This is a genomic window from Corynebacterium confusum, from assembly GCF_030408715.1.
Lineage (GTDB): Bacteria > Actinomycetota > Actinomycetes > Mycobacteriales > Mycobacteriaceae > Corynebacterium > Corynebacterium confusum.
Map to the genome: position 1 here is coordinate 640,273 of NZ_CP047202.1, position 23,076 is coordinate 663,348.

Sequence of the window (23,076 nt, forward strand, 5' to 3'; positions counted from 1 at the left end):
TATTCCCAGTGCGCTGCCAAGGGAGTTTATAGCATCATCGCTTTAGCCGATGAGCAGTTAGGCCCATGCAGTTCCTCTGGCCCGAAGCAACTTAGTGGTCTTTAGTACAGGCCGCTGTGCTTCTTGCCGAAGTCGTTGGTACCAACCTGGCGGGAGTCAACGTTCTGGTCGTTGCCCTTGGAGTTGTCACCGTCCAGGCGGGAGGTCTGGGTAACGGTGATGTAGTTCTTCAGGCGGCCTTCCTTGGTGTCGCCGTCGCCGAAGTCCAAGAACGCCAGCTCCTGCTTGTCACCCTTGTTGATCGGGTTGGACAGGTTGACCTCGAAGGAGCGGGTGGAGGTCTTCTTGTCGAAGCCCAGGTCGCGGATGTGAGCACCGTTGGTGGAGCGCGGGGTGATCAGGCGGTCAACGCCCTCCGGGCCCTCTTCGGTCTTGACATCGACGCGGAACTGAACGGCCGGGAAATCACCGTAGTAGCGCTTGGAACCAACGTTCTCAGCGCCGACGGCGACGGTGCCGGCGAAGCCAGCGTGCTTAGCGCCGGAGGTCTTGATGAACGGCTTCAGGTCCAGCTCGGAGTCTTCCTCGGCGGCCTCGCCCTTGTCGACCTCTTCTTGCTTCTTCTTGTCAGCAGCCTCTTCCTTGTCGCCCTCAGCCTCGGAAGCAACCTCTTCCTCAACCGGCTTCTCGTTCTCGGCGATAACCTCGGCGTCAGCCTTCGGATCCTTGTCTTCCTCAACAACCTTCGGGTCGTTGACGTCGGTGGTGTTCTGAGCGTCCTTGTTCGGAGCGAAGGAGTCAGCCAAGTCGTCGTACAGCTTGACGCGGACCTCGTTCTTGACCGGCTGCAGAGCGGACCAGAAGGTCGGGGTGGACCAGGTGCCGTTCGGCTTGCAGTACTGCTGGGTACCGGTCATGTTCAGGACGCGGAAGCCGTAGGTGGCCTCACCGGTGTGGTTCGGCGGAACGTCGTACGGGCCGATGGTCTGGCCAGCGTCCCAGGACAGGGAGTAGGAAGCGGAAGCACCGATCTTGGTGGCGATGGAGTGGGAGATGCCCACGGAGGACTCGCCGCCATCCTTGGAGTAGCCGCCGCCCAGGTTCATGGAGGTGGTGGAGGTGCGGTCACCGTTGATCTCCACGTTGATGGTCTGAGACTTGGACAGATCCTGGCTGAGCGGGATGTCCTTCTTGGTCTGGTTGGTGGTGGAGATGGTGCCGGCCGGCATGAAGGTGTCGGTGGCCTTGTAGACCACAGTGCGGTGGTCTTCCCACGGGTTGCAGACCGGGCGCGGGTTCAGCACGTTGGCCTTCATGTGATCGGAGCCGTGGGTGGTGTGGATGATCGGCAGCTTCGGGTTCAGCGCCGGGGTCTCCGGGTAGGACTCGGTCTGGGTAGCGGCACCGGCGACTGGGGCGGTCAGGGCGGTACCCGCAACGATGATGCCAGCGGTCAGGCCGGCAAAACGACGACGGATATTCATAAAGAAAAATCTCCTGAAGTAGGGGATGGGTTTTGACAGTACGACACGCATTCCTCAAGGCGTGATGCAATCCAACGTAAAGGCCGCTGGAAAGAACCGCAATAGTCAGGTGTCTAGACAAAAGGTTGTTTTTGAGGATCGGACAGCTGGTTCATCTTTTGTTGAGCTTTTTCTGTAGATTCGCTGGCTACGGCAGGATAAATCATTATCTGCTTAGGGGTTAAAGGTGTATACAGGTAGAATCCCCAAGGGGGTCCGACACCCTCGAATGGGGGTACAAGCCGGGGTGAAAAATCAGGAAATTCTCAGGTATCGCCGGCCGGTAAACAGTGTTAAAAGGGTTATTGAGCTGGCGCTTGCCTGGCGTAGGAAGAATGGATCCGGCGTTTGTTTACGCGTCAAGTTAACTAAAGGTTAATTGCACCACGCCGGTTAGACTGGCCTCCATCGATGGGTGGGAAGTGATAAAAAATGTGCAATCATGGGGCTAGCTGGGCACTGGGACAGTTGTTTCGGGGTGTTTCGCCCGTCGCAGGCGGCAGGCTGCCGTGAGTTCTGCGGCTTTACTGCCATGTGCGGCCCTGTGCAGGTGGGGCGGGGTTGGGTGCGGTGAAGTCGGCTGTGTGCCGCCTGCTTAAGCCACGCGCACGCTGGGGCTGGGCTGGCCGGTGTCCAGACTTGTCCGGCGCAGGATCTCCCGGGTGACGGTGGCGACCTGGCCGCGGCCCAGGAAGACGGTGCGCAGGGCGGCCTTGAGCGGGCCGTCGTCGGCCCACTCGAAGTAGACCTCCACCGGCTTGCCGGTGTGCCGTTGGATATCCAGGGCGATAACGGCCACCGCGTTGGAGACCGAGGCGGCCTCGACCACCAGGGCGCCGTCCACACCGCGCACGGTGTAGAGCTCGGCGAAGGCGCTGGGATCGCGCACGGAAATCTCCAGCGCCACGATGTCCGCGGTGCCGGCCAGGTGGTGGGCGCGGCAGACGCGCTGTTTCTTAGTACTCAGGTCGGGGCAGGGGGCCGCCGGCATCAACTGGATGCTAGGTCCCGGGACCTCGAGCAACGCCCGGGCGGCTGCGTCCCAGGAGGTACCGTTGTCACGCAGCTCGTAGGAGCGCACCGCGCGGGAGGCCAGCGAGCTCAAGACGATGGCCACGATGAAGAAGCCGGCCACGCGCAGGCCGTCGGGGCGCTCCACGAGGTTGGCGGCCAGGGTCAGCCCCAGAACCACCGCGATGGCGGCGAACCAGGCCTTGGCGCGCGCAGTGCAGGTAACCGCCACCGCCCCGGAGAAAATCACCACCAGCACGCCGGTGGCATAGGCCCCGGACTGCTTGTCCACGTCCGCGTCGAAGAGGCACGTAATGCCGATGGCGGTAACGCTGAGCAACAGCACCATCGGCCGGGAGCGCTTGGCCCACTCTGGGGCCATGCCGAACCGCGGCAGGTACTTCGGGATCAAAGCGAGCATGCCCGACATCGCCGACGCGCCGGCGAACCACAGGATGGCCGTGGTGACGTATCCATAGAACTGCCCGAAGGAGGCCCCGAGGTAGTGCTCGGCCAGCCAGGCCAGCGCCCGCCCGTCGGCGCTGCCGCCGGCGCCGAACTGGTCGGCGGGGATGAGTGTGGTCACCAACAGGGAAGAGGCCAGCAGGTACAGGCTCATAATCACCGCGCTGGTGGTCATTAGCCGGCGGGCGCGCTTAATGCGCTGCGGCAGGGACTGCGAGCGGATAAGCGGCATGACGGACACGCCGGTCTCAAAGCCGGACAGCCCCAGGGCGAGCTTCGGGAAGACAATCAGGCACAGCACGGCCATGCCCGCCGGGTGCGGGTGCTGGGCGTGGAGGGTATCGGCCCAGTCGCCCAGGAGTACCGGGTGGGTGGTCAGCTGCCACAGGCCGGCGGAGACTACCACCAGGGTCAGTGAGAGGTAGGTGACGACCAGGGCCACGGCCACACCGACGGCCTCACGGAAGCCGACCAAGAAGACCACGGCCAGGGCGCACACCAGCGCGATGGTCACGGGAAGCTGATGCGGGCTGTCGGTGGCGCCGAGCAGGTGCGCGGAGGCATCGGAGGCCGACAGCGTGATGGTGACCATGAAATCCGTGGCGGCAAAGCCCAGCAGCACCAGCACGAGCAGCTTGCCCCACCAGCCGTGGGTGAGGGCCTCCATCATCGCGATGGAGCCCAGCCCGTGCGGCGAGCGCGCCGCCACGCGCCGGTAGACCGGCACCGCCCCGGCCAGGGTGACGACCACGAGGATGAGGGTGGCGGCCGGGGCTAGAGCACCGGCGGCCAGCACCGCGATGCCGGGCTGGTATCCCAGCGTGGAGAAATAGTCCACCCCGGACAGGCACATCACCTGCCACCACGGGTAGGTGCGCTCGGGAATGGGTTGCGAGGAAAAATTGTCCCTCCGCACTGGCTTGTGCGGGCGGGGAAGATGCATTGCCATGAAGAAGAAATATACGCCGTGCGCCGGAGAATAAAAGTCCTACGGCGGTGGCATATATCACTGCTTTGCAAGCGGGAGTCCGCGGGTTAAGTAGCAAAAAGTGTGTCTGAGTTTCAGCGTTTCCGCTGTTCAGGTTAGTTGAATCGGGTCTATATAAGGACCTCAGCCTTATATAGACCCGTTTCTTCGTCAATCCACCGGAATGGCACCTGCATGTGGTATCCGGCAGTTGGTGTGCTTTCCGGGTGAGACGAAACCGACCACGATGCCCCGTATGTGCTGGGCAAATGAAGAAAAACGGCACCACATCCAAAGGAACAACACGATGGCGGTGCAAAAGCCCCAACTGCGGCAACTCAACGACACGCACCCGCACCGATCTGAGCCACACCCGCGACTTCAAAGCCTTCCACTCCTACATCACGTGCACCGCAACACTGGCTGAAGTAGCCCGCCAGCAAGGAGTAAGCAGATGGACGCTTGATCGCCGGTTTACACCGTTTTGGCTCATAGAGGTAACCAACCCCGGTGAGTCTCACCGCGTCTACGACCAGATCTTCATCGACGGCACATATACCGCTGCCGGGTGCTTGCTCGTCGCCGCAAGCTATGACCATGTCATCGCCTGGCATTGGGCAAAAAGCGAAACCGCCCACGCCTACACGCAGCTTTTAAACAAGATCGCAGAACCCTTATGCGTTGTCCTTGACGGCGGGCAAGGCGCCTACACCGCTATCAAAGCGTGCTGGCCCAATGCACAGATCCAGCGCTGTGTGGTCCATGCCCAGCGCGTTATCCGTCGCTACACCACCTCTAAACCACGCACCAGCGCAGGCCAAGCCATTTACGCGCTCGCGTTGAAGTTGACGCGGATCACCACCATGGAACAGGCCCGCGAATGGACTCTGAACTTGCACGATTTCGGGGTCGTCTATGCCAGTTTCCTCAACGAGAAAACACCGGTGCCGAAGGAACGCAGAACCCTCAACCACCGGTGGGAATGGACCCACCTGCGGGTACGCAAGGCCTACAATTCGCTGTTGCACCTCTCGCGGAAGGGGTGGTTGTTTACCTATCTGCAGCCACCACCGCACGCGCTGAGCGTGTCAAGTTGTTTGTGTGTGGGGCTGGGTTTATAGGTATTTGTCGAAGCGGTCGGGGTAGGCCACGGCCATTTGATTGATGGCTTGTTTCCAGCCGGAAACCCGGGCTCCTTCCATAAGCCTGCCGGCTGTTCTTGAGACTCGTTTGCCCTGCTTCGCCCTCTTTGCAGCTCGTTTGTCTTCAATATTGCAGATCATCAACCACAGTGTTTTAAGCGCTGATTCATCGTTAGTGAACTGCACCCTGTTGCGAGTAGCTTTACGCAGCTCGTTGTTAAACGACTCAATGGAATTCGTCGTATAGATAACCTTTCTGGCCGCTGGCGGGAACTGCAGAAACGGGACAAACCGGCCCCACGCGTCCTGCCAGACCTTGACTGAGCGGGGATACTTTTCTCCCAATTCAGAGGCTTCAAATTCGTCCAAAGCAGCACGGGCTGTGGGTTCATCCGCAGCGGTGTAAATCTTTTTTAACGCCGCCGATACACCCCGACGATCCCCGTAGGCTACCCACCGGTTCGCGGCACGAATCAGGTGCACGATACAGGTTTGCACCATCGAGTTCGGCCACGTTGCCTCGACTGCTTCAGGCAGGCCTTTCAGCCCGTCACAGCAGACAATAAAGACGTCTTTGACCCCACGATTAGCCAGGTTAGAGCACACCTGCGCCCAGAATGAGGCGCCTTCTTCTTTGGCAATCCACAATCCGAGGATGTGTTTGATTCCGTCCAGGTCCACGCCGATTGCCATGTACGCGGACTTGTTGACAACCCGGCCGCCGTCACGGACTTTAATGCGTAGTGCGTCCAGGAACACCACGGGGTAGAACTCGTCTAGCTGGCGGTTTTGCCAGACCATGACTTCATCCAAGACGGCGTCAGTAACTGCAGAAATCGTCTCATGGGAAATATCAACCCGCATCGCAGTTGCCATGTGGTGCTGGATATCCCTAATGGTCATCCCRCCGGCRTACAAGCTGATGATCATGTCATCGACATCGGTCAAACGCCTCGAGCCTTTAGGGACCATAGTCGGCAAGAATGTTCCAGCCCGATCCCTAGGGATATCAACGGTAACTGGCCCGTAGTTAGAATCCACGGTTTTTGGGTAGGTTCCGTTGCGGTGATTGTCTGTCTCAGCTGCAGCTTTAGCTGCTCTATCGCCGGACTCGTAGCCAAGGTGAGCATCCATCTCAGCGTTTAATCCCCTAGTAATCGAGGCTTGTAGCATGCCCCGAACTAGGTCATTGGCATCCGTTGTCGATGTGCCTAGGTCATCAATGAGTTTCGCGATTTCAGGGTTAGCAAGCAGCTTCTTTTCAATCGCATCAATCTTGGCCTTATCAGCCGGATCTCGTCTCGTCACAGTAGTCATTCTGGTCCATCTCCTCATGCGGGTTAGGTTCCCACACACAAACCATCAGACACTCTCCACGCGCTCGAACCAGGCCGGTGGGCCGCAACTACCAACAGTCTGGAAGGCGGAGTCAACGCGCAACTCAAACGACTCGCCGACGCTCACCGCGGCAGGACAGGAGAGCGCCAACGCACAATGCTCGAGTGGTACCTCCACTCCAAAACGCAGCTGCCTGACGATCCCCTAGGAATCGCCAGGCAGTGCAATTTCGGGCAAGACCAACTCGCCAAAGTCAACAATCTTGCCGAAGAAGACCACAACAAAGCCGACCAGGAAACAGGCCGACCAGCCTTCTACGACAACGCTATCCCAACCGAATACAACCACTCCATCGGAATCAGGAAAGGACCCTTCAAATAAAAATGCGCCCGACGGCGACACGCCGACCGGACACACTTTTTGCTACTTAACCCGAGTCCGCCGTCTGAGGGGCTGAAGGCATGAAGTTGCCCCTCCGCCTGCTCGGGGGGGTGATAGGCAGAGGGGCAACGGGTGCGAGGTGGGGCGGCCGGAACGCTCGGGGGGTGATGTTCCGGCGCCACGCTGCCTCGCAATTACGATACTAACGTAGGTCGGCAAAGAATGCACGCCCAAAGCGCAATCTTTTTTGTTAGTGCAGTTCAGTGGCCTTTTCGTTGGCCCGGATTTCCTCTAAACGGGCGCCATCTGCTAGGCCCGAGACCACCACTGCGGACCCACCCAATGCCAGCGGCTCCAAGACATTCGCGCGGAAGCTGGCCCAATCGTGCCAGCCGGTGCTCAGCACGCGGGGGCCGCCGTGGGCCCGGCCGCCGTGGCTCGCGGGACTGTCAGGGTTACTGGCGGCCGCGTCAGAGGGCACCAGCTCGGGCAGGGGAGTGGTCGGCTCGAAGTACTGGTCGCCGTAGAAACGCACCGTGGGCCCGAAGTCGATGGCACCCAGCGGCAGCGTGCCGCCGGACTCGACCACACCGCGGCCGAAGGGATCCTCGGTGACCAGGACGACGTCGTGGCCCGGGAAGTCCTTGAAGCGCTCCGGGCTGGTGAAGACCACCTGCGCGGCGTCGGAGTCGGCGCTGGCGCTGGTGGACAGCTGGACGTCGACGCCGCGGGCCAGGGCGCCGAGGCAGATGACCGCGGCCTGCCAGCTGACTGGCAGGTTCACGGCGATGGACTCGCCGGGCTCCAAGTCGAGCTCCTCGGCGAGCATGTTGGCGATTTTCGCCACCCAGTTCTGCAGGGTCTGGGCGGAAAAGTCGAGGCGGGCGCCGGTGGCCTCCGTGTAGACGGTAATGCGCGGGGCGGCCGGGTCCTGGTCCAGCAAAGCTTTGAGGAAATCCATGGCACCCCATGGTAGGCAAAAGCCGCCCGCCACGGCGCTGAGGGCGGTGGCGGGCGGCGGTGCCGGTGGGGCTCCGGCTGTGTGGCTAGTTCACACAGCGCGGGCCGTTGCCGCCGGCGTCGATCTCCGGGGAGACCTCGGCGGTGCCGAAGTCGCCGCCCGGGGTGCCCACGGGGGCATCGGCGTCCGCGTCGGCCTCACCGGCCGGGCCCTGGGCCTCCTCGTCGGAGGGGCCGGTGTACTCGTTGGCGGTGACCACGATGAGGGTAGAGTCATCCAGGCCCTCGTTGACGGTGATGGGCAGACCACCGAGCTTCTCCGCCAGGGCCTTGGCCTTCTCATCGTTGGCGTCGGCGGCGACCACCTGGGACTCGGCGTAGACCCCCGGCTGCGCGTTCGAGGTGCGCGCCACGGTGTAGCCCTCGCCCTCCAAGAAGGAGCCCACGCCGCCGGCCAGGCCGGAGACCGAGCCGGCATTGAGGACGTGGACCTCGACGCCGTCGACGTGAGCCGGGGCATCGCCTGCGCCCGCGGCGTCGCCGGAGTCCTCGGCAGGGGCCTTCTCCTGGTCCTTTTCCTCCTGGCTGCGGGCCAGGTCGTCCATGAACTTGTGGACCTCGGCGACGTCGATGGTGATAATCGACTCGCCGTAGTCGCCCGTGCCGTCCACGGAGGTCACCGGGATGGTGTTGAAGGTGACGTTGCCGCCGGCCAGATCGGTCAGCTGCGTGGCGAAGCTCATCACGTCCCAGTTCTCATCGATGACGACGGAGCGCTCCACCGCCTCGGAGATCTTGCCCAGCTTGGCCGGGTTGGTCAGGGTGCCCGCATCCAGCATCTTGTTGACCAGGGAGGCCATGAAGGCCTGCTGGCGGGTGATGCGGTCCAGATCGCCGCGCGGCAGGCCGTAGCGCTGGCGGACAAAGGCCAGGGCGTCGGCGCCGTGCAGGGTCTGCTCGCCGGCGGGGAATTTGGCGCCGGACATCTCGTCATCGACCGACTCGTTCAGGCAGACGTCCACGCCGCCGACGGCCTCGGTCAGTAGGACGAAGCCCAGCAGGCCGATCTCCGCGTAGTGATCTATCTCGATGCCGGTAAGGTCCCGGACCTCCTCCAGCAGGGCGGCGCGGCCGGCCTCGACGCCCTTTTGCTCGATCTCCTTGGCGTCGTGCGGGGCGGACTTGCCGGCGGCCTCGGCCTCGTCGTTCTCGGCCTGCAGCTTATTCGTCATCGCGCCCTTGTGTGCGGCGTAGACGCCGTTGATCTTCATGTTGCCGTGCTCGTCGTCGGAGATATACGTATCGCGCGGGATGGACACGGCAGAGGCCCGCGAGCCGTCGTTGGGCACGCGGATAACCATGATGGTGTCGGTGTTTTCCTCGCCTTCGTCGACGCCGGCGTGGAGTTTTTCGAGCTCCTCGTCGCTCAAGCGGTTGCCGTGCGCGTCCGAGCGGGAGTCGGAGCCGACCAGCAGGATATCGACGGCGCCGTCCGCGGCGTCCTTATCCTTAAAACCGCCGCCGCCGCCGAGCTGCAGGTTGGACGCCGAGGACAGGTCCCCGCCCAGGCGGCCGATGGTGGTGTACCCGATGCCGCTGATAACCAGCACGATCACCGACAGAATGGTCAGCACGGTCTTGAGCGCCGTGGACCCGGTCTGGGCGGTCTGCGGACCGCGCATGGGGGCGGCCTGAATATCGCGCACGGGGCGGGCTGGTTCTTTGTTCACGAGTTCGACTTCCGTTGGACTGCTGGTAGCGAGGGGTACTGGAACTGGGAAATAATAGCACTCAGTTTAGGTGATGCCGGGTAGATCCCCGAAGCTGGCCGGCCGGGTCGTGTCGTGGGCGAGGGCAGGAGGTGGGGTGGGTAGGGTGGAAGCCATTGTGACTACTAAGAACCAAACCCCGCTGGCCGTGGTGACCGTGACGTACTCGCCCGGCGCTTACCTGGCGGACTTCCTGGATTCGCTGGCCGGCGCCTGCCGCCAGCCGACCCACGTCGTTCTGGCCGACAACGGCTCCACCGACGGCGTGCCGGAGGCGACCGCGCGCGAGCGCGACGGCGTCGACTTCGTGCCGACCGGCGGCAACCTGGGCTACGGCGGCGGCATGAACGCCGGCGTCAAGGCGCTGGGCAAGCTGCGCGCGGCCGGCGAGGTCGACCCAGACTGGGTGCTGCTGTCCAACCCGGACGTGGCGTTTTCGCCCGGCTCCATCGATGCCCTCCTAGAGTGCGCCCGGGCCTGGGGCCGAGTGGGGTCGGTGGGTCCGCGCATCGTTGAGCCGGACGGCAGCAACTATCCCTCGGCGCGCGCGGTGCCGGACCTGTTTACCGGGGTCGGCCACGCGGTCTTTTCCGATATCTGGCCGTCCAACCCGTGGTCGGCGCGCTACCGGGCGGGCGAGGACATGGCGCGCCAGCGCGAGGCCGGCTGGCTGTCCGGCTCCTGCCTCCTGGTCAGCTGGGAGGCCTTCGCAGCCGTCGGCGGCTTCGACGAACGCTACTTTATGTACCTGGAGGACGTGGACCTGGGTGATCGTCTGGCGCGCGCCGGCTACCGCAACGTCTTCTGCCCGGAGGCGGTCATCACGCACGCCCAGGGGCATTCCACCAAGGCGCACTCGGCGGCCATGCTGCGCGCCCACCACGACTCGGCCTACCGCTTCCAGGCGGATAGGCACCCCGCGGTGTGGCAAGCGCCCCTGCGCTGGCTGCTGCGGGCGGGGCTGCGCCTGCGCGCTGGGCTGGCTGTGGCCAAAGCTACAGGCAAAGTCTAGTAACGCCGCGGCCCCTCTTTGGCGGCGTTTGGCCAGCGTGCGGGCGGTGACCCCGTGCGAGTGCACGGGAGAGTGACGGAAAAGCCGGCGGCACGCGCGTGGCAAGGCGCGGTGGCTGGGCCCGGGGGCTCTACAATCGGGCGAGAATATTTCTACCTAAACCAAAGAAAGATGGATTCTATGGCCGAGCACGAGACCGCCGCAGCGGAGAACCTGGGCGCGGTTACCGATGCCGTGATCCTCGTCGGTGGACGCGGTACCCGCCTGCGCCCCTTGACCATCGGCACGCCGAAGCCCATGCTGCCGACGGCCAACTATCCCTTCCTGCAGCACCTGCTGGCGCGCATCCAGGCCGCCGGCATCACCCATGTCATCATGTCGACCTCCTACAAGGCCGAGGTCTTCGAGGAATACTTCGGCGACGGCTCCGAGCTGGGCTTAGAGATCGAGTACGTCGTCGAGGAGCAGGCCCTGGGCACCGGCGGCGGCATCCGCAACGTCTACGACCACCTGCGGCATGACACCGCCATGGTCTTCAACGGCGACGTGCTCTCCGGCATGGATCTCAACGCCATCCTGGAAACCCACCACTCCAAGGGTGCGGATCTGACCATGCACTTGCTCAAGGTCGCCGACCCGCGCGCCTTCGGCTGCGTGCCCACCGATGCCGACGGGCAGGTCACCGCCTTCCTGGAAAAGACCGAGGATCCGCCGACTAACCAGATCAACGCCGGCTGCTACGTCTTCGACAAGGAACTTATCGCCACCATCCCGGCAGGCCGCGTGGTCTCCGTCGAGCGCGAGACCTTCCCGCAGGTCCTCGAGGCCGGCCGCAAGGTCATCGGGCACGTGGACAACTCCTACTGGCGCGACATGGGCCGCCCGGAGGACTTCGTGCGCGGTTCCTCCGATCTGGTCCGCGGGATCGCCCCCTCGCCGCTGCTGGCAGGTCGCACCGGCGAGGCCATCGTGGATGATTCCGCCGGCGTGGCCGGGGGAGCGCTCCTGCTGTCCGGCACCTCCGTGGGCCGCGGCTCCGAGGTCGGCGCCGGCTCCCGCCTGGACGGCACCGTGGTCTTCGACGGTGTGACCATCGAACCGGGCGCGGTGATTACGAACTCCATCATCGCCTCCGGCGCGCACATCGGCGCCAACACGCACATCGACGGCTGTGTCATCGGCGAGGGTGCCCAGATCGGCGCCCGCTGCGAGCTCGAAGGCGGCATGCGCATCTTCCCGGGCGTGGGCATCCCGGACCGTGGCGTCCGTTTCTCCTCCGACGCCTAAACTCTCCCCGTTGCGCGGGCCACCAGCTGGTGGCCCGCTTTTTGCGGCCGATGCCACCTGCTGCCCCGCAGCCCCCCATCACCGCGCACGCCGCGGACTGCGTGCGCTGCCGTCGCCCTCGGGGCTGTCGTCGCTGCCAGCGCTGTCGTCGCTCTCGGTGCTGCCGGTACTGGCCGGGCTGCCCGCGCGGCTGGCAGCCAGGATCAAAAACCTGGCAAAAGGGTAGCGACACGCCGGAGATTCCTGTGAATTGTGAACAGGGATCGGGGTAGCCCCTAGATATAGTACCCCCGCCATCTCCCCCGGGGAAACCGCGCCTGTGATCCATGTGAAGGATGTGAATAGTGACGTGGGGTTTCGGGATCTTTTCGCCTATTTAGCTCCCGTCGGGTTGACGATATTTAGTGATACAGTGTGAAATAACAACAGTGTAAGTAACCACTTGGCGCGGTCCCGTGAGTACCGCGGCGGATGGTGTGGGTCGGCCCTTGGCGGGGTCGGCGAAGATTGTTCGAATTTTAAACTACTGCAAACTACGGAGGAAGGACGAGGCGTGAAAGACATGGCTAACGGCGCCATTCCCCGTGGCGGTGCTGCTGCAGAGATGTCCATCGACGAGCTTTTCGGGGCGGTCGAGCAAGAATGGCAAGACCAGGCGCTGTGCGCGCAAACCGATCCGGAGGCCTTCTTCCCTGAAAAGGGAGGCTCCACCCGGGAGGCGAAGCGAATCTGCCAGGCCTGCGCCGTACGGGACGAATGCCTGGAATACGCGCTCGAGCACGATGAGCGCTTTGGCATCTGGGGTGGCCTCTCCGATCGTGAACGCCGCCGCCTGAAGCGCGAAATCAGCTAAACCGCACGTCAACTAACCGGTCAAAGTCCTTGTCCGTCGCGGGGTGCCCCCGCTCCCAGCCTTTCCCGGCTGGGTTTTTGAGATCTTTGGGGCGTGCGGACCGGCCGAGTGCTGGTTACCAGTTGTCAGCTATCAGCTACCAGCTAAACCGCGGGTCGATGTCCTGCGGGCTGAGGTTCAAATAGTTGGCCACCAGCGAGGTCAGCACGGTCGACAGGAGCTCGCTGCGCTCCTCGCGGGTGGCGCAGCGGGCCTCGATGGGCATGCGGAAAATCACCAGCCGCGAGCGCGTCGGCCGGCCCTTGGCATCCACGCCCGCCGGCACGATGCGACCCAGCGGCACCGGCCCGTCCGCGACGATCTCGTCGGGCAGCACCGTCATGTCGGCGCGCAGGCGCATCCGCGGCACGGTATCGACGGCCAAGTCCAGGGTGATCAGCTGGTCGGCGAAGGCGTTTTGGATGGGCGCGTAGGCCTCCAGCACGGCCATGTCGAAGCTCTGGGCGCGCGTGCGGAAGCGCGGCGTCTGCTGCGGCAAAAGGGGGCCGCGCTGGCCGCGGCCGTGGCGGTCGCGGCGGACGGAAAGCGGCGGGGTAGCGGGCATGAGGCTTACTCTAGGGCCCCGCGCGGCGGATTTTTCCGGGGCGCGCCGGTAGGGGACTGTCTAAATGACAACTTGAGGTCTAGACTGTGTGGCTGTGACTGAATTTCGACGTTGTTCCCGCCCCGGCTGCGGCCGTGAAGCCGTGGCTACGTTGACTTACGCCTACGCCGAGCAGACCGCCGTGGTCGGCCCGCTCGTGGAAGAAGACCCGCACTCCTGGGATCTGTGCGCCGAGCACGCCGAACGCATCACCGCCCCGCAGGGCTGGGAGATGCTGCGCGTCGACCAGGTAGACATCGAAGACGACGATGATCTCCTGGCGCTTGCCGAGGCCGTCCGTGAAGGCGGGCGTGTGACCACCGGGCTGGTGGAAGGCGGCGAGCCCGGCTCCGGCGCAGACCCCATCGACTATGCGCCCACCTTCGACGGCGCCGATCCGGCCCGCTCCAACCACCCGGTCTTCCGCACCCGCCGCGTGGCCACCGCCAAGCAGCAGCGCCGCGCCCACCTGTCCGTGGTCCCGGACCCGGGCAGCAACAGCTAGCCTCCCGTTGCCTGTGAGTTAGCTACCAGTAACCCATGGGGACCCCGGCCTTTGGCTCAACCGCCGCGGCGGCGGACTAGACTGGGCATTTATGCGAGACCGTGAAAAGCTGGACCAAGTAATCAAGGCCTATGACGTGCGCGGCGTGGTGGGTGAGGACATCGACGTCGACTTCGTGCGGGAGGTCGGTGCGGCGTTTGCGGCACTGATGCGCTCCGAGGGCGAGCATGTCGTGGCCATCGGCCACGACATGCGGCCGTCCTCCCCTGAGCTGGCCGCCGCCTTCGGCGAGGGGGTCAACGCCCAGGGCCTCAACGTGGTTATGCTGGGACTGACCTCCACCGACGAGCTCTACTTCGCCTCCGGCGACCTGGACTGCGCCGGCGCGATGTTTACCGCCTCCCACAATCCGGCCAAGTACAACGGCATCAAGCTCTGCCGCGCCGGCGCGAAGCCGGTGGGCGAGGCCACGGGCCTGGCCGACATCAAGGACATGCTGGCCGACGGCGTGCCCGACTTCGACGGCGAGACGGGCGCGGCCACCGCCCGCGAGGTCTTGGAGGACTACGCGGCTTACCTCAACAAGCTTGTCGACCTGTCCGCCACCCGTCCCCTCGTCGTCGCCGTCGATGCCGCCAACGGCATGGGCGGTCACACCGTCCCCGCCGTCCTGGAGGGGCTGAACCTGGACATCCGCCCCCTCTACTTCGAGCTGGACGGCACCTTCCCCAACCACGAGGCCAACCCGCTGGATCCGAAGAACCTGGTCGACCTGCAGGCCTTCGTCAAGGAGCAGGGCGCGGACATCGGGCTGGCCTTCGACGGCGACGCCGACCGCTGCTTCGTCGTGGACGAGCTGGGCCAGCCGGTCTCCCCGTCGGCCATCTGCGCGCTGGTCGCCGAGCGCTACCTGGACAAGTTCCCGGGAGCGACCATCATCCACAACTTGATCACCTCCCGCGCCGTGCCGGAGCTGGTCGAGGCCAAGGGTGGCACCCCGGTGCGCACCCGCGTGGGCCACTCCTTCATCAAGGCCCAGATGGCCGAGCACGACGCCGTCTTCGGCGGCGAGCACTCCGCCCACTACTACTTCCAGGAGTTCTGGAACGCCGACTCCGGCATGCTGGCCGCCATGCACGTGCTAGCCGCCCTGGGGGCTGGCGACAAGCCGCTCAGCGAGCTCATGGCCGACTATCTCAAGTACGAGGCCTCCGGCGAAATCAACTCCACTGTCGACGACCAGGAAGCGGCCACCCAGGCCGTGCTGGATGGCATGGCCGACAAGATCGCCGGCGTCGACCGCCTCGACGGCGTGACCGTGGATCTCAAGGACACCCCGGCCTGGTTCAACGTCCGCGCCTCCAACACGGAGCCGCTGCTGCGCCTCAACGTGGAGGCGCCGACCAAGGACGAGGTAGACGGCATCGTTCAGGAAGTCCTAAGCTTCATCCGCGCATAAGCTCCTGTTCACGCTAGCGTCCCCAGCCGTTTACTAGACAGTTTTAATATTCATCGCGTATTGAACCGTTCTAGTAAAAGGAAAGGCCGTCATGCCGAACCGTCGCTTTACCGCCACCGTGGTGTCCACCGCGGTGGCTTCTTCTTTGGTGGTCATCGCCCCTGCTAACGCCGCCGAGGACGTCGGCTCCCGTTTCACCCTGGGCGTCATCCCGGACACCCAGTTCTACTCGCGCTATTCCACCCCGGAGACCGGCAACCTGGCCAGCGAGCGCTACGGCAGCGAGCCCTACCAGTCCCAGATGGAGTGGCTGGCCGACAACCAGGACGCCCTCAACATGGAATTCGCCACTCACCTGGGCGACGTGGTCGACCAAGCCGACGTCGCCGGCGAGTGGGACGTCGCCGACAAGGCCATGCGCGTGCTGGACGAGTCCGACCTGAACTACTCCATCCTGCCTGGCAACCACGACATGGCCGACGATGACCCGTTTGGCACCCACTTCCCGGCTTCCCGCGCCGCCGGCAACGACACCTTCGGCGAGCGCCAAGAGGTGCCCAACCAGGAATCCGAATACCACATCTTCGAGGCCGAGGACCAGCAGTACCTGGTCCTGGCGCTGGCCTGGCGCGCTAACGATGCCACCTTGGACTGGGCCCAAGGCGTCATCGACGCCCACCCCGAGCTGCCGGTCATCCTGACCACCCACGAGGTACTCAACATCGACGGCCAGGGGCAGGTCTTCTACTCCGACGACTACGGCCGGGGCCTGTGGGACAAGTTCATCCGCAAAAACGACCAGATCTTTTTGACCATGGGCGGCCACCACCACGGCGCCGGTTATCGCGTGGACACCAACGACGCCGGCCACGAGGTCGTTTCCATCCTGCAGGACTACCAGATGGCCTACCAGGGCGGCAACGGCCTACTGGGCGTGCTGGAATTCGACCTGTCCGGCAACGAGCTGGAGATGGCCGCGCTGTCGCCGTGGGTGGCCAAGAAGCCGCACGAGGAGCTGACCCAGTTCGACAAGCTCATCCTGGACGGCGAGGGCGATAGCTACCGCATCCCGCTGAACTTCAAGGAGCGTTTCGCCGGCTTCGCCCCCGAGTGGGAGGCCGGCGACGGCCAGGAAGGCGACCTGGCCGGCAAGGCCAAGGAGGTAGTCGCCGCAGGCTACCAGCCCTACGAAATCACCGACGACGAGCTGCCGCAGGACGATGCCGACTACATCCAGGCCGGAGGCACTGTATTCCACTGGCGCCCGGGCCAGACCACCCGGGACGGCAAGCAGCTGGCCGAGGGTGAGGCCGCCGGCCGCGGCTCGGTCATCCCGGACATCCACAGCGACGGCGACCTGACCCGCGAGTCCGGCCTCGACGACCGGGTCACCTACAGCACCGAGCACCACCCGCTGTCCGCCGACGCTGGCTCCCTCTATTGGTCCGACCCGGCGGGCAAGCCCGCCGTGGCCTGGTTCAAGTCCGCCCCCGATGCCGCCATCAACAACGTCGACACCTCCCGGGGCTACACCTTCGAGTCTTTCGTGAAGCTGCCGGCCGACTTCGACGGCGAGAAGCACGGCTGGGGCAACGCGATTGCGCGCGATTCCTCCATCGCCGACTTGGTCGACGGCTCCACCGACACCGACCCGACCGTCATGATGGGCGTGTCCAACCTGCGCGAGCTGCGCTGGTGGGCCGAGCCGGAGGAGGGCAGCGGCAGCACCGTCTGGTCCCACGAGGTGCCCACCGACGAGTGGATGCACGTCGCTGTAGTCAACGACCCGGATCGCGACACCGTCGAGATGTTCATCAACGGCGCTCCCATCCTACGCAACGCCGCCGGCGCGCAGGGCCTGCTGCCGCGCGAGCTGCGCTGGGTCATGGGTGCGGGCATGGACAACAAGCGCCCGCAGGACCCGTGGTACGGCTGGATCGGGGAGACCCGCCTGGTCAACAGCGTCCTCGACGAGGACGAGTGGCTGACCGCCCGCGCCCACAATGCCGGCGATGCCGACGGCTCCAGCTCCAACTCCAGCTCCAGCGCTGACAACTCCAGCTCCAGCGCTGACAACTCCAGCTCCAGTCAGGCAGGCTCCATAGTCGCGATTATCGTGGCTCTGGCGGCGGGCATCGGCCTAGCGTTCAACTGGTGGACCATCGCCGCCCAGCTGGACAAGTTCGGCATCCACCTGCCGCGCTAACCGTCCACCCCGCGGCATACCAAGCCGTCTAGACCAGCCCGCCCCGGCGCTGATAAACCCAGCGCAGGGCGGGTTTTTCGCTTCTGTGGCCCGCGTATCTTTTGGCTAACCGAATTCAGGTGGCCCCGCCGCGCTAGTTATTTTCTAGCCGAACCACCGGCCAAACCCCAGTGCAAGGCGTATTTATCCACCGTCCCCACCTAAGACCGAGCGGTCTAGCTAGACCGTACCTGTTTGTTCGCTAGACTTTGGTCACACAATTTTCCCGCCCCGCGCCACACGGAAAGGCACACGACTATGGCAACCGACGTCAAAGAGCGAAAGCGATCCGCCCGGCCGAAAAAGCCCGAGGGCCAATGGAAAATCGACGGCCGCAAGCCACTTAACAATGACGAGGTCATCAAGCAGGAAGACGGGGGCATGTCGGCGCGCCAGCGCGTCATCGATATCTATTCTAAACAAGGTTTCTCCTCCATTCCGGCCGACGACCTCGCCCCGCGCTTCAAGTGGCTCGGCCTGTATACCCAGCGCAAGCAGAACTTGGGCGGGGAGCTGACCAGCCAGCTCGACAACTCCGAGCTGCAGGACGAATATTTCATGATGCGCATCCGCTTCGACGGCGGCCGCGCGACCCCGCAGCAGCTGCGCGTCGTGAGGGTGTCAGGAAGTTTGTGTGTGAGGCTCTGATCTAGAAGGAGTTTCACCGATAATGACTACGGTGTCACCGAAGAAAAGCCATGACCCGGCGCGGGTCAACGAGATCAGCGAGAAGCTGATGGAAAACCCTGAGGTCGCCAGCTTGATCAGCGAGCTGTCGGCTTCCGCTGATGATGCAAGCGAGCTGGTCAAAGGCCTGTTGCAGGCATCGATCAACGCTGGTCTTAAGGCGGAGATGGATGCGCACTTGGGCTACGGCCATTCCGACCGCAACGCCAAAGCCCAGGTCGAAACCTCACAGGAGAATAACCACCGCAATGGGTCGTACATCAAGACCGTCAATTCTGGATACGGCGCGGTGGAAGTAACTGTGCCCAGGGATCGTGCCGGCACGTTTATTCCCCGCATGGTGCCCAAGGGCGCACGCAGGCTCACAGAGCTCGACGACATGATCGTCTCGCTGTATGCCGGCGGGATGACAGTGCGCGATATTTGCCATCATCTCGCGACCACCCTTGGGGTGGATATGAGCCCCGATACGATCAGCACCATTACCGATGCGGTCTTGGAAGAGGTCATGATCTGGCAAAACCGCCAGCTCGACGAGTTTTACCCAGTGATCTTCCTCGACGCCCTACGCGTGAAGATCCGTGACGGCCACCGCGTGGTCAACAAGGCTTGCTACATGGCGGTTGGTGTCGACATGGACGGCATCAAGCACATCCTGGGATTGTGGATCGCTGAAAATGAAGGCGCCGCATTCTGGGCATCGGTGTGCGCAGATCTGGCCAACCGCGGGGTCCAGGACGTGTTCATCGTCTGCTGCGACGGGCTCAAAGGCCTGCCAGAAGCCGTGGAGGCAACCTGGCCGAATTCCATGGTGCAGACCTGCATTGTGCACCTGATTCGAGCTGCGAACCGGTGGGTGTCTTATCAGGACCGCAAATCTGTCTCCCGCGCGCTGCGTGAGGTCTACACCGCCACCAATGAGGACACCGCACGCGCCAACCTGGATGCTTTCGAGGCCAGTGAACTGGGCCTAAAATACCCCCAGTCGGTCAAAGTCTGGCGCGACGCCTGGGAGCGGTTCGTGCCGTTTCTACAGTTCCCGCCTGCGGCCAGGCGAGTGCTCTACACCACCAATTCGATCGAGTCACTCAACGCGCAACTGCGTAAAGCTACCCGTAACAGGGGCCAATTCCCGAACGATACCGCAGCACTGAAGACGCTGTGGCTGATGATCTGCAACATCGAAGACAAGCGTGCTGCCCAGCGGGCGAAGAAAGCCAAGCGCAACATTGAGTGCAACGGCTATATTGAAGGAGCGAAAGCCACCGGGTGGAAACAAGCCATCAACCAACTAGCCGTGGCTTACCCCAACCGATTCGCGGACTACTTGTAAACCAAGCCCCCGCACACAAACAATCGGACACTCTCCGCGTCGTGGGCGAAATCTCCCGCGACTTCGCCCGCTCCACGGCGGATTTCACCGACCGCCAGAACATCCAGCTGCACTGGATCCGCATCGAGGACGTGCCCGAAATCTGGGACCGCCTCGAGGCCGTCGGCCTGTCCACGCTCATGGGCTGCGGCGACGTCCCCCGTGTCATCCTCGGCTCGCCCGTGGCTGGCGTCGCGGCCGACGAAATCATCGACGCCACCCCCGCCATCGAGGAGATCGTCGACGACTACCTCCTCCGCGAGGAATTCCAGAACCTGCCCCGCAAGTTCAAGACCGCCATCTCCGGCAACGCGCGCCAGGACGTCACCCACGAAATCCAGGACGTCGCCTTCATCGGCACCAACCACCCGGACTACGGCCCGGGCTTCGACTGCTTCGTCGGCGGCGGCCTGTCCACCAACCCGATGCTCTCCCGCTCCCTCGGCGCCTTCGTACCGCTGGAGCGCGTGCCGGAGGTCTGGGCCGGCGTGGTCGGCATCTTCCGCGACTACGGCTTCCGCCGCCTACGCAACCGCGCGCGGCTGAAGTTCCTGGTCGCGCAGTGGGGCATCGAGAAGTTCCGGCAGGTCCTCGAGGACGAGTACCTGGACGCCCCGCTAGCCGACGGCGTGCCTACTCCCATCAACCCGGGCAGCCGCGACCACCTCGGCGTGCACCAGCAAAAGGACGGCAACTACTACGTCGGCGTCAAGCCCACCGTGGGGCACGCGACCGGCGAGCAGCTCATCGCCATCGCCGACGTCGCCGAGCGCTTCGGGCTGACCCGCATCCGCACCACGCCCATGAAGGAGCTGCTCTTCCTCGACGTGCCGGAGGACCAGGTCGCCGCGCTCAGCGATGCCCTCGACGCCACCGGCCTCTACTCGAGCCCCTCCGAGTTCCGCCGCGGCGTCATCTCCTGCACCGGCCTGGAGTTCTGCAAGCTCGCCCACGTGACCACGAAGGCGCGCGCCATCCAGCTCGTCGACGAGCTCGAGGACGCCCTCGACGACCTCGACGTGCCGATCTCCATCGCACTCAACGGCTGCCCGAACTCCTGCGCCCGCACGCAGGTCTCCGACATCGGCTTCAAGGGGCAGACGCTGACCGATAAGGACGGCAACCGCGTGGAGGGCTTCCAGGTCCACCTGGGCGGCGCGCTCGGCCTGGACCCGGACTTCGGGCGCAAGCTGCGCGGCCACAAGGTCTTAGCCGACGAGGTCACCGATTACGTCATCAGACTGGTAACCAAGTTCAAGGAGCAGCGCACCGAGGGCGAACAGTTCCGCCAGTGGGTGCTGCGCGCGGCAGACGAGGACCTGCAATGAGATTCCGCCGCCAGCCCAACCCGAACCGCAACCACCCGACGTACTGCCCCTACTGCGCCGGCACGCAGCTCTTCCCGGACACCGAGGACGAGTTTGCCTGGAACTGCCAGGACTGCCGCCGGGTGTTCTCGGTGCGTTTCCACGGCCAGGACGACTCGCCGGTCGCCCCGTCGCCGGCGCCCTCGTCCCAGGAGGCGCTGCAGCAGTCACTGCGCCGGCACGGCCACGCCACAGCCCGGCAGGAGGCCAACGATGCCTAACCGCGCCCTTATCACCCTTGCCCACGGTTCGCGCCGGGCGGGGGCGGCCGCCGGCATCGAGCGCCTTACAGCCGCCGCCGCTCGCTGGGCCGGTGTGTCCTTGGCCGCCGCCGCGCACCTGGAGTTCAACGACCCGGACCTGACCGGCGCCGCCGTCCGCCTGCGCAATCGCGGGGCCGACGAAGCCGTCGTCGTGCCGCTGCTATTTACGCCCGGATACCACCAGCGCGTGGACTACCCGGCCGGGCTCGCCGATGCCCACGCAGCCACCGGGCTCCCCCTCAAGGCAGCCCCTGGCCTGGGCACGGGCGCGGATCTTTGCCGACGTGTTGGCCCCGCGCTGCCCGGCAGGTAGCCACGGCGTGCTCTACGCGGTGGGGTCTGCTGACCCGCAGGCGAACGCCGCCGTGACCGACCTGGCGGCTAGCCTGGGCTGGTCCACGCTCTTTGCCACGAAGGGATCCCCGGACGCCCCGCGGGGTGCGGCCGGCCTGGAGCACCTAGCCCAGCAGCAGGTCCAAAAGCACGCCCAGGAACACGTTCAGCATCACGCGCGCCTGCACGTGGTGCCGATGTTCGTCACCGACGGCCTCCTGCTCGACCGCCTGACCGCGGCCGTGCCAGACATCGAGGCGGCGACGGGCGCGAGCGTGACCTGCCGGCCGCCACTGGGCGCTGCGCTCGCGGGCATCGTCGCGGCGCGGTACGGTGCCGCATATAAGCACGACAAACACAGGCAGCACCAGACGCTACCGGCGCGGGAACTGTTGAAGGCAGGTGTCTAGTTGACGGCATTACTCTTGATCGCGCTGGGCGGCGCGGCTGCCCAGCTGGTCGATGGCGGCATCGGCATGGGCTTCGGCGTGACGTCCACGACCATCCTCATCTTCCTGGCTGGCCTCGGGCCGGCGCAGGCTTCCGCCGTCGTGCACACCGCGGAGCTGGGCACCACGCTGGTCTCCGGGATCAGCCACTGGCGCTTCGGCAATATCGACTGGAAGACCGTCGTGCGCCTGGCGGTGCCGGGCTCGATTGCGGCGTTTGCCGGCGCGACGGTGCTCTCCAGCCTTTCGCTGGACGCTGCGGCCCCGATTACCTCGACCATTCTCTTCGCCGTCGGTCTGAATCTGGTCTGGCGTTTTTCCCGCGGGCGGGTCACGCGCAAGCTCACCGAGACCCCGCATTCCACCCCGTTCCTGTTGGGTCTGGGCTCGGTCGGCGGCTTCGTCGATGCCACCGGCGGCGGAGGCTGGGGACCCGTCACGACGTCCACGCTGCTGTCGTTGGGCAAGCAGCAGCCGCGGCGCATCGTGGGCACGGTCAACACTGCGGAGTTTTTGGTCACCCTCGGCGCCACCCTGGGCTTCGTGGTGGGCCTGTGGGATGACCTGGTCGCGAACGCGGCCGCTGTCGTGGCGCTGTTGGTCGGCGGCTGCCTGACCGCCCCGGTCGCGGCGTGGCTGATTAGCCGGCTAAACCCCATCGTGCTGGGCGGTTTTGTGGGCACCGCGATCGTGCTGCTCAACGTCGGCACCATCGTGGGCGGGGCGGAGAACGCCTTTGGCTTCACGATGCCCACCGCCCTCACCGTCGCCCTCTACCTCGCGTTGGCCGCCGGGGGAGTGGCCCTGACCCTGCGGGGCCGTAGGCGCGCCCGCGCCAACCGGCAGGCCGCCGCCGACCAGGCGCCGCCCGTGGAGACCACCGATCCCGTGCCGGCGCCTTCCAGTCGCTAGGCACGCCGAGTAGGCGCTACGGAGTGTTTCCGTGGCGCCTTTTCGCGTGTTGAGGCAGTCGTGGGGTTGACTGGCCTTTTCTTCCGGCCCGGCTGACCCTGTTCCTTGGGTTTGCGGCTGACCCCCGTGTCAG

The 23,076-nt window shown here is 64.6% G+C and carries 17 protein-coding genes and 4 pseudogenes; 15 read left to right on the plus strand and 6 right to left on the minus strand.

The features are described from left to right. Window positions 1-101: 101 nt before the first annotated feature. Together CCONF_RS03075 and CCONF_RS03080 are read right to left on the minus strand one after the other, a co-directional pair. Window positions 102-1,484: a hypothetical protein gene (locus CCONF_RS03075; RefSeq protein WP_290225112.1), complete on the minus strand. Its 1,383-nt coding sequence runs from the start codon at window positions 1,482-1,484 to the stop codon at window positions 102-104. Between the two features lie 634 nt (window positions 1,485-2,118). Beyond that, a complete protein-coding gene (locus CCONF_RS03080; RefSeq protein ID WP_435384085.1) occupies window positions 2,119-3,948 on the minus strand; it encodes an amino acid transporter in 1,830 nt (609 codons plus the stop codon). A 245-nt stretch (window positions 3,949-4,193) separates the two neighbouring features. Between CCONF_RS03080 and CCONF_RS03085 the strand changes: the two are divergent. Next, a pseudogene (locus tag CCONF_RS03085) lies at window positions 4,194-5,048 on the plus strand (IS1249 family transposase); the annotation flags it as partial. 33 nt (window positions 5,049-5,081) lie between these two features. Here CCONF_RS03085 and CCONF_RS03090 read toward each other — a convergent pair. After that, on the minus strand, window positions 5,082-6,425 hold the full coding sequence (locus tag CCONF_RS03090) for an IS256 family transposase (RefSeq protein WP_290222401.1): 1,344 nt from the start codon (window positions 6,423-6,425) through the stop codon (window positions 5,082-5,084). A gap of 60 nt (window positions 6,426-6,485) precedes the next feature. Here CCONF_RS03090 and CCONF_RS03095 point away from each other — a divergent pair. Continuing rightward, window positions 6,486-6,827: pseudogene (locus CCONF_RS03095) on the plus strand (IS1249 family transposase); the annotation flags it as partial. A gap of 250 nt (window positions 6,828-7,077) precedes the next feature. On the opposite strand, the gene CCONF_RS03100 reads toward CCONF_RS03095, so the two are convergent. Both CCONF_RS03100 and CCONF_RS03105 read right to left on the minus strand, forming a co-directional pair. After that, window positions 7,078-7,788: a TIGR03089 family protein gene (locus CCONF_RS03100; protein WP_290225114.1), complete on the minus strand. Its 711-nt coding sequence runs from the start codon at window positions 7,786-7,788 to the stop codon at window positions 7,078-7,080. Between the two features lie 85 nt (window positions 7,789-7,873). Further along, window positions 7,874-9,517: an LCP family protein gene (locus CCONF_RS03105; protein WP_435384086.1), complete on the minus strand. Its 1,644-nt coding sequence runs from the start codon at window positions 9,515-9,517 to the stop codon at window positions 7,874-7,876. Between the two features lie 136 nt (window positions 9,518-9,653). On the opposite strand from CCONF_RS03105, the gene CCONF_RS03110 reads away from it, so the two are divergent. The 3 genes from CCONF_RS03110 to CCONF_RS03120 all read left to right on the plus strand — a co-directional run bounded on the left by CCONF_RS03110 (window position 9,654) and on the right by CCONF_RS03120 (window position 12,708). Further along, window positions 9,654-10,568, plus strand: coding sequence for a glycosyltransferase family 2 protein (locus CCONF_RS03110; RefSeq protein WP_290225116.1), 915 nt, complete (start codon window positions 9,654-9,656; stop codon window positions 10,566-10,568). A 180-nt stretch (window positions 10,569-10,748) separates the two neighbouring features. Next, complete coding sequence (manB, locus tag CCONF_RS03115) at window positions 10,749-11,855, plus strand: mannose-1-phosphate guanylyltransferase (RefSeq protein ID WP_290226226.1); 1,107 nt, start codon at window positions 10,749-10,751, stop codon at window positions 11,853-11,855. A 553-nt stretch (window positions 11,856-12,408) separates the two neighbouring features. Further along, window positions 12,409-12,708, plus strand: a complete 300-nt coding sequence (locus CCONF_RS03120) for a WhiB family transcriptional regulator (RefSeq protein ID WP_070768728.1) — start codon at window positions 12,409-12,411, stop codon at window positions 12,706-12,708. A 136-nt stretch (window positions 12,709-12,844) separates the two neighbouring features. On the opposite strand, the gene CCONF_RS03125 is transcribed toward CCONF_RS03120, so the two are convergent. After that, the gene (locus CCONF_RS03125; RefSeq protein WP_290225117.1) at window positions 12,845-13,312 is read right to left on the minus strand and encodes a metallopeptidase family protein; all 468 of its coding nucleotides are present in this window, start codon (window positions 13,310-13,312) and stop codon (window positions 12,845-12,847) included. 94 nt (window positions 13,313-13,406) lie between these two features. Here CCONF_RS03125 and CCONF_RS03130 point away from each other — a divergent pair, with 94 nt between their 5' ends. The 10 genes and pseudogenes from CCONF_RS03130 (at window position 13,407) to CCONF_RS03170 (ending at window position 22,943) form a co-directional block, all read left to right on the plus strand. Next, complete coding sequence (locus CCONF_RS03130; RefSeq protein ID WP_290225119.1) at window positions 13,407-13,856, plus strand: DUF3499 domain-containing protein; 450 nt, start codon at window positions 13,407-13,409, stop codon at window positions 13,854-13,856. Between the two features lie 91 nt (window positions 13,857-13,947). After that, complete coding sequence (locus CCONF_RS03135) at window positions 13,948-15,315, plus strand: phosphomannomutase/phosphoglucomutase (RefSeq protein WP_290225122.1); 1,368 nt, start codon at window positions 13,948-13,950, stop codon at window positions 15,313-15,315. 91 nt (window positions 15,316-15,406) lie between these two features. Then, window positions 15,407-17,521 (plus strand): LamG-like jellyroll fold domain-containing protein, encoded by a 2,115-nt coding sequence (locus CCONF_RS03140; protein WP_290225125.1) that lies wholly within the window; start codon window positions 15,407-15,409, stop codon window positions 17,519-17,521. Window positions 17,522-17,818: 297 nt separating this feature from the next. Beyond that, a pseudogene (locus tag CCONF_RS03145) lies at window positions 17,819-18,175 on the plus strand (nitrite/sulfite reductase); the annotation flags it as partial. 55 nt (window positions 18,176-18,230) lie between these two features. Continuing rightward, window positions 18,231-19,580, plus strand: a complete 1,350-nt coding sequence (locus tag CCONF_RS03150) for an IS256 family transposase (protein WP_290222959.1) — start codon at window positions 18,231-18,233, stop codon at window positions 19,578-19,580. 26 nt (window positions 19,581-19,606) lie between these two features. Beyond that, window positions 19,607-20,947: pseudogene (locus CCONF_RS03155) on the plus strand (nitrite/sulfite reductase); the annotation flags it as partial. Continuing rightward, window positions 20,944-21,207 (plus strand): hypothetical protein, encoded by a 264-nt coding sequence (locus tag CCONF_RS03160; protein ID WP_290225127.1) that lies wholly within the window; start codon window positions 20,944-20,946, stop codon window positions 21,205-21,207. The pseudogene CCONF_RS03155 and the gene CCONF_RS03160, both read left to right, overlap by 4 nt. Continuing rightward, a complete protein-coding gene (locus tag CCONF_RS11490) occupies window positions 21,200-21,562 on the plus strand; it encodes a CbiX/SirB N-terminal domain-containing protein (protein WP_353959513.1) in 363 nt (120 codons plus the stop codon). Before CCONF_RS03160 ends, CCONF_RS11490 begins: the two co-directional genes overlap by 8 nt. After that, complete coding sequence (locus CCONF_RS11495) at window positions 21,534-21,992, plus strand: CbiX/SirB N-terminal domain-containing protein (protein ID WP_353959514.1); 459 nt, start codon at window positions 21,534-21,536, stop codon at window positions 21,990-21,992. Before CCONF_RS11490 ends, CCONF_RS11495 begins: the two co-directional genes overlap by 29 nt. Then, entirely contained in the window at window positions 21,993-22,943 is a 951-nt protein-coding gene (locus CCONF_RS03170) for a sulfite exporter TauE/SafE family protein (protein ID WP_290225130.1), read from the plus strand. Window positions 22,944-23,076: the final 133 nt, after the last annotated feature.